Annotated in this window: 12 protein-coding genes; 6 read left to right on the forward strand and 6 right to left on the reverse strand. The window is 30.3% G+C overall.

The annotated features are described in order from the left end of the window. Positions 1–9: 9 nt before the first annotated feature. Genes JAO71_RS07315 through JAO71_RS07330 form a run of 4 tightly spaced genes read left to right on the forward strand, consistent with a single transcriptional unit; the run spans position 10 to position 1,985 of the window. Entirely contained in the window at positions 10–450 is a 441-nt protein-coding gene (locus JAO71_RS07315; protein WP_116824290.1) for a hypothetical protein, read from the forward strand. Between the two features lie 19 nt (positions 451–469). Beyond that, entirely contained in the window at positions 470–1,033 is a 564-nt protein-coding gene (locus JAO71_RS07320) for a M23 family metallopeptidase (RefSeq protein WP_236011204.1), read from the forward strand. A 1-nt stretch (position 1,034) separates the two neighbouring features. Further along, positions 1,035–1,604, forward strand: a complete 570-nt coding sequence (locus JAO71_RS07325; RefSeq protein WP_116824292.1) for a hypothetical protein — start codon at positions 1,035–1,037, stop codon at positions 1,602–1,604. 3 nt (positions 1,605–1,607) lie between these two features. Next, positions 1,608–1,985 (forward strand): glyoxalase/bleomycin resistance/extradiol dioxygenase family protein, encoded by a 378-nt coding sequence (locus JAO71_RS07330; protein WP_028607001.1) that lies wholly within the window; start codon positions 1,608–1,610, stop codon positions 1,983–1,985. Here JAO71_RS07330 and JAO71_RS07335 read toward each other — a convergent pair. The 3 genes from JAO71_RS07335 to lysA all read right to left on the reverse strand — a co-directional run bounded on the left by JAO71_RS07335 (position 1,982) and on the right by lysA (position 5,340). Next, a complete protein-coding gene (locus JAO71_RS07335) occupies positions 1,982–2,380 on the reverse strand; it encodes a response regulator (RefSeq protein ID WP_116824293.1) in 399 nt (132 codons plus the stop codon). The two genes, JAO71_RS07330 and JAO71_RS07335, sit on opposite strands and share 4 nt — an antisense overlap. Further along, positions 2,373–3,872, reverse strand: a complete 1,500-nt coding sequence (locus JAO71_RS07340) for a sensor histidine kinase (protein ID WP_116824294.1) — start codon at positions 3,870–3,872, stop codon at positions 2,373–2,375. The genes JAO71_RS07335 and JAO71_RS07340 overlap by 8 nt, the downstream gene beginning before the upstream one ends. 229 nt (positions 3,873–4,101) lie before the next feature. Beyond that, positions 4,102–5,340 carry a diaminopimelate decarboxylase gene (gene lysA / locus JAO71_RS07345; protein ID WP_202999895.1) on the reverse strand — a complete coding sequence of 413 codons (1,239 nt, stop codon included), beginning with the start codon at positions 5,338–5,340 and terminating at the stop codon, positions 4,102–4,104. 199 nt (positions 5,341–5,539) lie between these two features. Here lysA and sucC point away from each other — a divergent pair, with 199 nt between their 5' ends. Further along, a complete protein-coding gene (sucC, locus tag JAO71_RS07350; protein ID WP_054852886.1) occupies positions 5,540–6,730 on the forward strand; it encodes an ADP-forming succinate--CoA ligase subunit beta in 1,191 nt (396 codons plus the stop codon). A 35-nt stretch (positions 6,731–6,765) separates the two neighbouring features. Here the strand turns inward: sucC and JAO71_RS07355 are convergent, their stop codons facing one another. Continuing rightward, positions 6,766–7,086 carry a DUF1456 family protein gene (locus JAO71_RS07355; RefSeq protein WP_116824296.1) on the reverse strand — a complete coding sequence of 107 codons (321 nt, stop codon included), beginning with the start codon at positions 7,084–7,086 and terminating at the stop codon, positions 6,766–6,768. 404 nt (positions 7,087–7,490) lie between these two features. Between JAO71_RS07355 and JAO71_RS07360 the strand changes: the two genes are divergently transcribed. Beyond that, positions 7,491–7,892 carry a TerB family tellurite resistance protein gene (locus tag JAO71_RS07360; RefSeq protein ID WP_202999897.1) on the forward strand — a complete coding sequence of 134 codons (402 nt, stop codon included), beginning with the start codon at positions 7,491–7,493 and terminating at the stop codon, positions 7,890–7,892. On the opposite strand, the gene uvrB is transcribed toward JAO71_RS07360, so the two are convergent. Both uvrB and JAO71_RS07370 read right to left on the reverse strand, forming a co-directional pair. Further along, a complete protein-coding gene (uvrB, locus tag JAO71_RS07365; protein WP_202999899.1) occupies positions 7,893–9,896 on the reverse strand; it encodes an excinuclease ABC subunit UvrB in 2,004 nt (667 codons plus the stop codon). Between the two features lie 63 nt (positions 9,897–9,959). Further along, a complete protein-coding gene (locus tag JAO71_RS07370; protein ID WP_202999901.1) occupies positions 9,960–12,290 on the reverse strand; it encodes a T9SS type B sorting domain-containing protein in 2,331 nt (776 codons plus the stop codon). Positions 12,291–12,316: the final 26 nt, after the last annotated feature.

Below are 12,316 nucleotides of genomic sequence, written 5' to 3' on the forward strand. Positions count from 1 at the left end.
GAAGTTTTAATGAATATCTATTTGTTTTTTTTAGATTTTAAATTCTGGAAAAAGAAAAGAGCACAACGTAGATATGAAAAGGAAAACAGATTGCCTAAAAAGCGCATGATTTATCCTTCAGATAAAATCCATTTAAAAGTTTTGGTCCTTTTCATTATTTTAATAGTTCCTATTTCTATCATAATATCCTTACTAAATATTAATGATTATGATCTAACAGAAAAGCGAATAGATAAAATTCAAGAGTTATTAACTGCCGAAAAAAAAGCATTCACAATATATCCTAAAGAATTAAAAACTATAATTAGAAATCACCCATTTCGTAAAAACTTAACAAAAGACCAATGGAATAATCTATTTTATTATTCTACCTCAGATGATGGTTTAACTTACAAGTTAGTTTCAAAAGGTCCAGATGGTATTTTAAACACTAAAGATGATATTAAATAAACTTTTATGTGTGATTATAATGTCAATCGTTTTTTTTCAATGTAAAAAAGAAAAACAATTGATTGTCAATGCTACGCAACAAATTGTTGAAAAGGAGAGTGTTAAATTAGATACTTTAAAACTTACAAAGGGTTATGGTTTTCCTGTAGGTAAACCAGATGCTAAACGTTATTATAATGCGCAAAAATTTCAAGAAAACAATCATTTAGGTGATGATTGGAACGGAGTAGGAGGTGGTAATACAGATTTAGGAGATCCAATTTATGCTATAGCTAACGGTTATGTTTCTTTTGCTAAAGATGTCAAAGGTGGTTGGGGAAATATTATTAGGATTATACATCATAATCCTGATGCTACCAAAGTAGAATCTTTGTATGCGCATTGTCAAAAATTATTAGTAAACAAAGGAGATTATGTTACCAAAGGAACTAAAATAGCAACTATAGGTACAGCTGATGGTGCATATTTGGCTCATCTTCATTTTGAAATTAGAGATCAAATTAATTTGCCAATTGGTCCTGGATATTCCAGCGATATAAAAGGGTATTTAAATCCAACAAAGTATATCAATAATAATAGATAAAATGAAAACATTATCAGTCTTACTCCTTTACTTAACAACAACAATTATGATATCTCAAACTAAAACAAATTTACCGTATTTTGAGTTGCCAGAAGCATCAAAAAACTTTACAGCAGGCACTGTTGCAGCAAGACAAATAGATGCGTTGGGTTTTAGGTTTTATCATGCTACGGATGGATTGACTCAACAAGATTTAGAATTTAAACCAGATGATGATGCTAAAACTTCAAGTGAAACCATTAAACATATTTATGAGCTTTCAAAAATAGTTTTAAACTCTACTTTAAAGCAAGATAATATCAAATCTCAAACTGTTCTTGATTTTAAGCAATTACGTACACAAACTTTGCTTAATTTAAAGCAAGCAGCAGATATTTTAAGATCAAGCGATGATATTTCTCAATACGTTATAATATTTGGGGATAATACAATTCCTTTTTGGAATAATATTAATGGTCCAATATCAGATTCTATTTGGCACTGTGGTCAAATTGCTTCTTTTAGACGCATGTCAGGTAATCCAATTAATCCAAAACTTAACCACTTTACTGGAACAGTAAAAAAAGACTAAATTATGAGTAACGCTATAATGCATCAAATTCATCCAGTATTGCCAGTCCAAAATGTTTTGGCAGCTTTATTTTTTTACACTCAAAAATTAGGTTTTGAAATAGCTTTTGCAGACGACCCAAAAGATCCAAAATATGCTGGTGTTAAACGTGATCATATAGAAATTCATTTACAATGGCACGACGAAAAAGAATGGGATTTTAATGCAGATAGACCTATGTTACGGATTGTGACACAGAATGTAGATTACCTATATCAGGAATATAATTTTAAAAGAGTATTTAACGAAAAAACTGTAGTAAAAAGTACAGATTGGGGAACTAAAGAGCTTTCTTTTTATGATTTATTTAAAAACGGATTAACGTTTTACCAAAATATTTAGTTTTTCTGATTAACTAATTTGTTTAAACTATCTAAAGTCAATGGTTTTTCAACATATTCGGTAATCATATCATAGGTTTTTGATTTTTTTTTGTCTTTTTCATCAATAGAAGAACTAGTCATGTATAAAGGCGAGCTAATGTCTAAACTAATGTTTTTACAAGCATCTAAAAACTGCCATCCATCCATGATAGGCATATTTATATCTAATAAAATAAGATCCGGAAATGTAGATTTATTTTTATGTAAATTAGTCAATCCATCCAAAGCTTCTTTTCCATTTTTGAAAATTAAAAATTGCTCAGAAAAGGCATTCATTTTCATTAGCTTTTTAACAGCAAACGTATAAATTAGATCATCATCAATTATACAAACAAGATTGATAGTGTTATTCATAATCAAATAAAATGCTAAATTTTGTGCCAATATCAACAGTACTTTCTACTTCAACAGATCCACCTATAGCTTCTATTTGATTTTTAGTTATAAATAACCCTAGACCACGTGCTTCCTTATGTTTATGAAACATATTATACATCCCAAACAATTTATCTCCATATTTGTCAAGGTCAATACCTAATCCATTATCTTTAATTGTAAGTATAACTTTATTATCTTTTCTAATTGCTTCAATGTTAATTATTGGATTAATATCTGGTTTCCTGTATTTAATAGCATTAGTTAAAAAGTTAATTAATATACTATCAATGTAAGCTGGTATCCCTTTTATTGTAGTTTTTGGGTTGATTTTGACATTGATGGTTGCATGATTTTTAATTGAAAGTGCTTTAATGCTATTTAGTGCATTATCTGTGTATTTAGATAAATTGATAGCTTCTAACGCTTTATTTTCATAGTTGTTATAAATAGCAACTTCATTTAAATTAAGGATAGTTTCATTCAAGTTTTCTACAGCCTTTTCTATTAACGGAAAGTATTCGTTAGTTGTAAAATTTGGATATTCTTCTTTTTTCAACTTAAGTAGCATGTCTAAATTTCCTCCGTGAGACCTTAAGTTATGGGATACGATGTGTGCAAAGTTTAATAATCTATCGTTTTGTTTAGAGCTAACGTCAAGTAATTCGGATATTTTATTTTTACTATCTTTTATTTCAGAAACATTATTAATGTTTGCTATAAAATGTTCTGGTATACCCTTGTAATCTCTAACTATTGTTAAAGATAGTATGCAATGTACGTCAAAACCTTCTTTATGCAGGTATCTTTTTTCTGTTTGGAAATTGTCTATATCTCCAGATAGCATAAGTTTTAACTCCTTTTGCCCAATTAAACGGTCTTCAGGATGTGTCAATTGCAAATAAGTAGACTTTAAAAACTCTGTTTCTGTGTAACCTAGCATTTTACAAATACCAGGATTAATTTTTTTCCAATTACCATTTAAATCTAATACAGCAATACCTGTTATGGAGTGGTTGAATAAGGTGCGTAGTTGTTTTTCTTTTAAAGCTGTAGCATTGGCTTTAACAGTTTTGTCATGAATATCTTGAAAAACACCTCTAATAGCAATACAAGTGTCATTTTCAAATTTTGGATAGCCAATTGCTCTTACCCATTTTTCTTTTCCTGAAGGTGTAATAATAATAAACTCGTCGTCAAAACTGTTCCTTGATTCAAGAGATTGATTAAGTAATAATGTAATCTTATTTCTATTTATACCTTCTTTATAGAAATTTATAGCTGTATTAACATCAGGAATATAATCTTGTGGTACTTCATGAATTTTTTTTGTTACAGAACTCCATTTAAGATTGTTAGACATTAAATCTAATTCCCAAGAGCCAATTGCCAATGAATTTTCAATGAGATTTAAAAAATCATCATCATGAATTTCGTTTGAAATAATTTGGTGAGAATTATTTGGAGTCATATATTATTAATTTAAGGACACCCAAAAGATAACTTTAAAATAATTTTAATTTTTGGATGCTCTAATGTAATATATTTTTTCGACAAAAAGCTTCTTTTTCCGGTTAAAATACAAATTTGCTTTATTGATAAGTTTCTTTTTTTTTCAATACTAAAATTTAACCGAATTTTTATTTTCGTATTTAAACTAATAAAACACTGTTATATAGTGTTTTATTAGTTGTTTTTTTTTATTTTGTAACAAGTTTTTTCTTGTCTTTAGGAGTTAATTCAATTTCTACTTGATTATTAATTATATCCTCAAAAGTTTCTCGTTTTCTAATCAAATGCGCTTGACCATTATAAACCAAGACTTCTGCAGGTCTGTATCTAGAATTATAATTACTAGCCATAGAGTAGCAATAGGCTCCAGCATTACTAAAAGCTAAAATGTCACCTTCATTAATTTCGGTAATACGTCTATTATTAGCAAAAGTATCTGTTTCGCAAATGTAACCAACAACACTATAAAAACGTTCTCTACCTTCTGGATTAGAAATGTTTCTAATCTCATGCTGTGATCCATAAAGCATTGGTCTAATTAAATGATTAAAACCACTATCTACTTGTGCAAAAACAGTTGAAGTTGTTTGTTTAACTGCGTTTACGTTAACTAAAAATTGGCCAGCTTCACTAACTAAAAATTTTCCAGGTTCAAATGCTAAGGTTAGTGGTTTACCATATTCTTTACAAAACTCATTAAAACGTTGACTTAATTTTTGTCCTAATTCTTCAATATTAGTTTCAATATCACCAGTTTTATAAGGTACTTTAAATCCAGAACCAAAATCTATAAATTGTAAATTTTTAAAGTTTTTAGCTGTTTCAAATAAAATCTCGCTAGCATATAAAAACACATCAATATCTAAAATATCACTACCTGTATGCATGTGGATACCGTTAATATTCATTTTAGTATTTTCAACAATCCTTAAGATGTGTGGTATTTGATGTATCGAAATTCCAAATTTACTATCAATATGTCCAACAGATATATTTGTGTTACCTCCAGCCATTACATGTGGATTTATTCTAATACAAACAGGTGTTTCTGGATGTTTAGTTCCAAACTGTTCTAATATTGATAAATTGTCAATATTAATTTGACAACCTAACTTAGCAACTGTTTCAATTTCTAATAAAGACACACCATTTGGTGTGAAAATAATATCCTTTGCTTTGTAGCCAGCAGCTAAACCTAAATGTACTTCTTGTATAGAAACAGTGTCAAGTCCTGCACCTAATTGTTTCATAAACTTTAAAACAGAAATATTAGATAACGCTTTAACAGCATAGTTAATTTTTAATTGTTTAACAGTGTTAAAAGCAGAAGTCAAACGTTTATATTGTGCTTCAATAATATTAGCGTCATAAACGTATACTGGACTTCCAAAGTCTTTAGCTATTTCTAGTAATTGGCTGTTTTGCATGTTGTAATTTTTTGTCAAAGTTATTTTTTTAGAACAAAAAAAAAATTAAAACAATAAGATATTACACATTTGTAACATATTGTTAATTATTTAACAAATTAGAAATTATTTAAATTGTTGGTTTTTTTCATAATTAAATATTAGGGTAAGTTAAAGTGATTATTTACTTTTGTAACTCTAAAATTTTACTCTAAACAAGATGAATTTACACGAATATCAAGGAAAAGAATTATTAAGCAGCTTTGGCGTACGTATCCAACGTGGTATTGTTGCTCAAAATGCTGACGAAGCAGTAGCTGCAGCAAAAAAACTAACTGAAGATACAGGAACAGGATGGCACGTTATTAAAGCGCAAGTTCATGCTGGTGGACGTGGTAAAGGTGGAGGAGTTAAGTTAGCCAAAAATTTAGATGAAGTTAAAGATATAGCTGGTCAAATTATTGGTATGGACTTAGTAACACCTCAAACATCTGCAGAAGGTAAGCGTGTACACCAAGTTTTAGTTTGTGAAGATGTGTATTATCCTGGAGATGAAGAACCAGATGAATTTTATATCTCAGTATTATTAAACAGAGGAACTGGTCGTAACATGATTATGTATTCTACAGAAGGTGGAATGGATATTGAAACTGTTGCTGAAGAAACACCACATTTAATATTTAATGAAGAAATAGATCCTGCTACAGGAATATTACCTTTTCAAGCAAGACGTATTGCTTTTAACTTAGGTTTATCTGGTTTAGCTTTTAAAGAAATGACAAAGTTTGTTACTTCTTTATACACTGCTTATGTAAAATCAGATTCTTCTTTATTTGAAATCAATCCTGTATTAAAAACTAGTGATTCTAAAATAATGGCTGTAGATGCAAAAGTATCTTTAGATGCAAATGCATTATACAGACATAAAGATTTAGCAGCTTTACGTGATTTACGTGAAGAAAACGCAATCGAAGTTGAAGCAGGAGAGCAAGGTTTAAACTATGTTGACTTAGACGGAAACGTTGGTTGTATGGTAAATGGAGCGGGATTAGCTATGGCAACAATGGATTTAATTAAGCAAGCAGGTGGTGAGCCAGCTAACTTTTTAGATGTAGGTGGTACTGCAGATGCTGCAAGAGTTGAAATAGCATTCGAGCTTATTTTAAGAGATCCAGCTGTAAAAGCAATTTTAATTAACATTTTTGGAGGTATTGTACGTTGTGATCGTGTCGCTCAAGGTGTTATAGATGCTTACAAAAACATGGGTAACATTAATGTACCAATTATTGTACGTTTACAAGGGACTAATGCAGATATAGCTAAAAAATTAATTGATGATTCTGGTTTAGATGTAATGAGTGCAACAGAATTCCAAGAAGCAGCAGACAAAGTACAAGCAGTATTAGCTTAGTACATTAACTTATATATAAAAAAAGAGCAACTAAATTAGTTGCTCTTTTTTTTTGGTTTAGAATAGGTTTTATTTAAATCTATTTTTTTAGGTTTCGCTTTCGCGGAAACATGGCCTAATGGTTTCTCTCCCTTTTTAGGCATTGGTCCTCTTAGATGGATCACTAATCCATTTAAAAAATTACGTAAAATCTGATCTCCACACTCTACATAATTAGGATGGTCCTCTCTTCTAAAAAAAGCACTTAATTCGGTTTTAGAAATTCTGAAATCTACTAATTCTAAAATTTCAATAATATCAGTGTCTCTAAAACTATGAGCCACTCTCAGCTTTTTAAAAATATCGTTATTTGTCATGTTCTTAATATAAAGCACAAAAGTACAAATTTGAAAATGGTTAACTAATTATAATGAAAACAATAAAAGAAATACAATTTTTTACTTTATAAATCGTTTTTAGAGTTTAATAAAAAATTAAAACAATTATAAAATTAAATCATTCAATATTAAAGTTAATTAATCTGAAAATAAATATAAAACACTGATAATTATTATTTTAAAATATTTAATTATTTAGACAAATAAAAACAAAAAAACGATAAGTATATATAAATATTGATGTTAATAGCTAGTAAAGAAACATGTAATGCGTTAAAAATCAGTTAAATAACATGTTTTTTTTTCGATGAAATACCAATTTTAAATGATTATTAGATAATAATATTGGTTAACTTTATAATAAATAATAATCCCTTGATATTATGCGTAATAGAAAAGAAAAATTAAGTCTATTATCAGAGATGATTGCATTTGCAAAAAGCGATGATAGTATTAAAACGGTAGAGTATAATTTTTTGTTAGCTGTTGCCAAACAATTAGAAATATCAAGAGTCGATTTTGATTATTTAATTAATAATCCAATAAGTAGAATCAATCTTAAATCCCATAGTCAGCGTATTGTACAATTCCATAGAATGGTATTATTAATGCACGTTGATAAAGCTAGAACACAAAACGAGCTGGCTAAATTATATAATTATGGTCTTAGAATGGGTTTAAACCATAACTCTATTACCAAAGTATTATACTTAATGGAAGGTTTTCCAGATATGATGGTTCCTGCAGATGTATTAATAGATATTTTTAAAGTACAGTATAATTAATTAAGCTTTTAAAGCTTCCAATTTTCCTTGGTAGTCTTTAATCTCGTCACGTAGTTTAGCAGCAACAATAAAGTCTAATTGTTTAGCAGCTTCTTCCATAATTTTTCGCTTTTCTCTAATTTTCTTTTCTAATTCACCTTTAGATAAATATTCACTTTCTGGCTCAGCAGCTTTTGCAGCCTCTAGATCATAACTATATGTACTTACTGAGTTTTGTGACAATGCACTGTCTAAGCTTTTATTTAAAGCTTTAGGTACTAAGTTGTTTTTAGTATTATAATTGATTTGCTTGGTACGTCTATATTCAGTTTCATCAATGGTTTGTTGCATGCTTTTAGTAATCTTATCTGCATACATAATTGCTTTTCCGTTAAGGTTACGTGCTGCACGACCTACAGTTTGAGTTAAAGATCTAGCCGAACGTAAAAAACCCTCTTTATCTGCGTCTAAAATAGCAACTAAAGAGACTTCTGGTAAATCTAATCCTTCACGTAATAAATTAACACCAACTAAAACATCATAAATACCTTTACGTAAATCTTGCATGATTTGGACACGCTCTAAGGTATCTACATCACTATGTATATAATTTACTCTAACATTTATTCGGCTTAAATATTTGGTTAATTCTTCAGCCATACGTTTTGTAAGGGTAGTAACTAATGTACGTTCATCCTTTTCAACACGTTGTTGTATTTCTTCAATTAAATCATCAATCTGATTTAAGCTTGGTCTAACTTCAATTATAGGATCCAAAAGACCAGTTGGACGTATTACTTGCTCTACATAAACACCATCAGTTTTTTGAAGTTCATAATCTGCAGGAGTAGCACTAACGTAAACCACTTGATTTTGTAAAGCTTCAAACTCTTCAAATTTTAAAGGTCTGTTGTCCATTGCAGCAGGTAATCTAAAACCATAGTCAACAAGGTTTTCTTTTCTGCTTCGGTCACCTCCATACATAGCATGTACTTGAGATACCGTTACGTGACTCTCATCCACAACCATTAAATAATCATCTGGAAAATAGTCTAATAAACAGAACGGTCTTGTACCTGGTTCACGACCATCAAGGTAACGCGAGTAATTTTCGATACCAGAGCAATACCCTAATTCTCTGATCATTTCTAAATCAAATTCGGTACGTTCTTTCAGACGTTTTGCTTCTAAATGTTTTCCAATCTCTTTGAAGTAATCGTATTGTTTTACTAAATCGTCCTGAATAGATTTTATAGCGTTTTGTAACACATCAGGAGAGGTTACAAACATGTTTGCTGGATATATGGTAAGTCTGTCGTATTTTTCTACTACTTCGTTAGTTTGAATATTAAAAGCTTCTATTTCTTCAATTTCATCTCCAAAAAAATGAATTCTGAAAGCATCATCAGCATAACTAGGGAAAATGTCTACAGTATCTCCTTTTATTCTAAAATTACCATGTCTAAAATCTGCTTCAGTACGCGAGTATAAACTTTGTACTAATTGATGCAATAATTTTGTGCGTGAGATTTGTTGGTCAACTTCAATAGTAATTACATTTTTCTGAAACTCGACTGGATTACCAATACCATATAAACAAGATACAGAAGCAATAACTATAACATCACGACGTCCTGATAATAGGGAAGAGGTTGTGCTTAATCGCATTTTCTCTATCTCTTCATTGATAGATAAATCTTTTTCAATGTAAACACCAGAAGTTGGTATATAAGCTTCTGGTTGATAATAATCATAGTAAGACACAAAATACTCTACAGCATTTTCTGGAAAAAACTGCTTAAACTCAGAGTACAACTGAGCAGCTAACGTTTTGTTATGTGCTAAAACTAAGGTAGGCTTTTGTGTTTCTTCAATTACATTGGCGACAGTAAAGGTTTTACCAGAACCTGTAACACCTAACAAAGTTTGGTATTTGTCTTGATTGTCCAAACCACCAACTAATTGTTTGATAGCATTAGGTTGATCTCCAGTTGGCTTAAACTCTGAATGTATTTTGAATTTCATAAATACAAAATTACAGAATAATAAGCAGTTTTTTATTTAAAGGAAGGTTAAAGCTTGTGTGGTTTATCTTATTAAACTAAAATGACCTCTTGTAGTTGTTCCGTTAGGGAAAGTCGCTAAATACCAATAATCATTGGTTGGTAATAGTTGTCCGTTTAATGTTCCGTCCCAACCATTAGATTCAGGATTTATTTGATGTAATAATTTACCAAAACGATCAAAAATCTTAATATCCAAATTGGTGTTAAAATTTATTGTCATTCCTGAAGGTTTCCAGTATTGATTATAAATATCTCCATTTGGCGTAAAATATTTAGGAAACCCTAATATGGCAAATGTTTGTTGGGTAACACTACAACCATCAATATTTTTGATATATACAGTGTGTAATCCTGAACTTATATTGGTAAATAGGTTACTGTTTTGATAGCTTCCTTGGTCCAAAGCATACTCAAAATCGCCATTATTTTCAAGTATTACTGTTACAGTATTATTACTAGTAGATTGTGTTTGAATAATGTCTTGGATTATTGGAGCTTGAATAGCAGTAACAGTTATGTCTCTAGTGTTAAAACAGCCATTTGGATCTGTAATGATTACTGTGTAAACACCAATTTGATTAATATCTATAAAAGAAGTGTTGACACCTGTATCTGTTCCGTTTAGTAACCATTGGTAATAATAGTTGCTAGGTGAGTCGTTTAAAACGCCTCCTTGTAAAGTTATGGTTTCAGGATAGTTATTTAAACAATAGTCAACAGTTTCATTTTCTGAAATTTGTGGTGTGTACAATACATTTAATTGTACTTCTGTAATAGCGTAACAATCGATGCTGTTGGTTTTAACTTTTGCAATTATAGTTTGTGTGTCTGGTTGTGTTGTTAAAAATTGTGTTGGCAACGGATTGCTTTCCGCGAAAGCGTCCTCCATTGTATTATAAAAAGTTATTGAAGCATTGGTTGGCACTTGAGGTTGGATTTGTGCAGCGACCTCATCTAAATCAAAAGTTGCTAAACCGTCAATGTCACCAGCATCACAACCGTCAAAACTATAATTAGGCAAAGTATTATTAGATATACTTAATGCTATTTGAGAGATATTTGTACATCCTGATTGATTATTAACCAATAAAGCATAAACGGTTTGATTTATGCTAGTGTTTTCAAAATTTTGAGGTGTAGTAATTGGGTTTGATTGTTGCTCAGCATCTAATTGAGAGGTGTAAAAACCTTGTATAGATAAATCTGGATTTGTTCCTAAAAGCGTTTGGTCTACTGTAAATAAATTATAATTACTATAGCCATCTTGATCAAAATCACATTGTATTATTGAGGTGTTTAATGTTGGAAAATCATCATATTTTTCTATAATAATTTCGCCATAGCTAATACAACCATTGGCCAAAGTGACCTCAACGTTATAGGTTGCTGCATTTTGTACATCTAATGTAGGATTGGTTTGAGCAGCTAATAAGGTATTGTCTTGATACCAGGTGTAAGTATTAATTCCTGGTTGGGTAGCATCTAAAGTAATAACGTCATTTGGACATAAAGCATTATTTGTATCTTCCAATAAATTAGGGCCTAAGTTAGTGGTGACTTGAAAACTTCCAGCTTCTAAAAATACAGCAGAGTCGTATCTGTAATTTTGCTCGTCTGCAATAACAAGCTTTACTTGATAGGTTACATTAGGTGAAGTGTTTGCTGTAGCAGAAAGAACTTTGGTTTGTCCATTAAAATTGATTGGTGCATTGGCACCATTCCAACTTCCAAAATAAAACTGATTTTCTTCTTGACAACCACCTGGTATTTCTGGATGAACGGTTGTAACCTTAACAGGTGTTTGTGTATTAGGTACTAAAGCTATATTTTGGTATTGTTGTTGACCAACTTCGCGAATTAAAAATCCAAATAAATCAGAAAATTGGCATGTATTAGGATTGTTTTCTTGGTACTCTTCAGATGCAAAAATGTAATTGAAGCTAATTTGAGAGGCTATAGTAGTAAATTCAAATTCAAGTATGGTTGCATTTATGGTATTGTTTTCGTTTAAAGCTATTTCTAGATCTTGGTCACCAGACCAATTATTAGCATTATCATCACTTAAAGATGTGTTTGGACCATTAACATTACTTAAGCGTCCAGTACTTAAAACAATTCCATTTTGAAACGGAAACGTAGTACCTGTTGCGTTAAAATAACCATAACTTTGGTCAGAGCCTCCAAAATCGCCACCAACTACGTTTGTTACTTGGATATTTGTAATACAGTTACTGTCAATTAAAACATCTTCTATTAACTGTTGAGGTGTATAAGTTTGTACGTCTGTTGTAACGTTTTGTGCAGTTGTAACATTAACAATCAAAACTAAAACTAAAAGTAATCTACTTTGCATATCAATTTTTAGGGATAGCAAAGGTA

The sequence above is a fragment of the Olleya sediminilitoris genome (assembly GCF_016785945.1).
Classification (GTDB): Bacteria; Bacteroidota; Bacteroidia; order Flavobacteriales; family Flavobacteriaceae; genus Olleya; species Olleya sediminilitoris.

What these genes read in the sequence shown, in the direction of transcription:
- JAO71_RS07370 (WP_202999901.1), bottom strand. Translation starts at nt 12,290, where the DNA reads ATGCAAAGTAGATTACTTTTAGTTTTAGTTTTGATTGTTAATGTTACA.
- sucC (WP_054852886.1), top strand. Translation starts at nt 5,540, where the DNA reads ATGAATTTACACGAATATCAAGGAAAAGAATTATTAAGCAGCTTTGGC.
- JAO71_RS07315 (WP_116824290.1), top strand. Translation starts at nt 10, where the DNA reads ATGAATATCTATTTGTTTTTTTTAGATTTTAAATTCTGGAAAAAGAAA.
- uvrB (WP_202999899.1), bottom strand. Translation starts at nt 9,896, where the DNA reads ATGAAATTCAAAATACATTCAGAGTTTAAGCCAACTGGAGATCAACCT.
- JAO71_RS07325 (WP_116824292.1), top strand. Translation starts at nt 1,035, where the DNA reads ATGAAAACATTATCAGTCTTACTCCTTTACTTAACAACAACAATTATG.
- JAO71_RS07320 (WP_236011204.1), top strand. Translation starts at nt 470, where the DNA reads ATGTCAATCGTTTTTTTTCAATGTAAAAAAGAAAAACAATTGATTGTC.
- JAO71_RS07340 (WP_116824294.1), bottom strand. Translation starts at nt 3,872, where the DNA reads ATGACTCCAAATAATTCTCACCAAATTATTTCAAACGAAATTCATGAT.
- lysA (WP_202999895.1), bottom strand. Translation starts at nt 5,340, where the DNA reads ATGCAAAACAGCCAATTACTAGAAATAGCTAAAGACTTTGGAAGTCCA.
- JAO71_RS07355 (WP_116824296.1), bottom strand. Translation starts at nt 7,086, where the DNA reads ATGACAAATAACGATATTTTTAAAAAGCTGAGAGTGGCTCATAGTTTT.
- JAO71_RS07335 (WP_116824293.1), bottom strand. Translation starts at nt 2,380, where the DNA reads ATGAATAACACTATCAATCTTGTTTGTATAATTGATGATGATCTAATT.
- JAO71_RS07330 (WP_028607001.1), top strand. Translation starts at nt 1,608, where the DNA reads ATGAGTAACGCTATAATGCATCAAATTCATCCAGTATTGCCAGTCCAA.
- JAO71_RS07360 (WP_202999897.1), top strand. Translation starts at nt 7,491, where the DNA reads ATGCGTAATAGAAAAGAAAAATTAAGTCTATTATCAGAGATGATTGCA.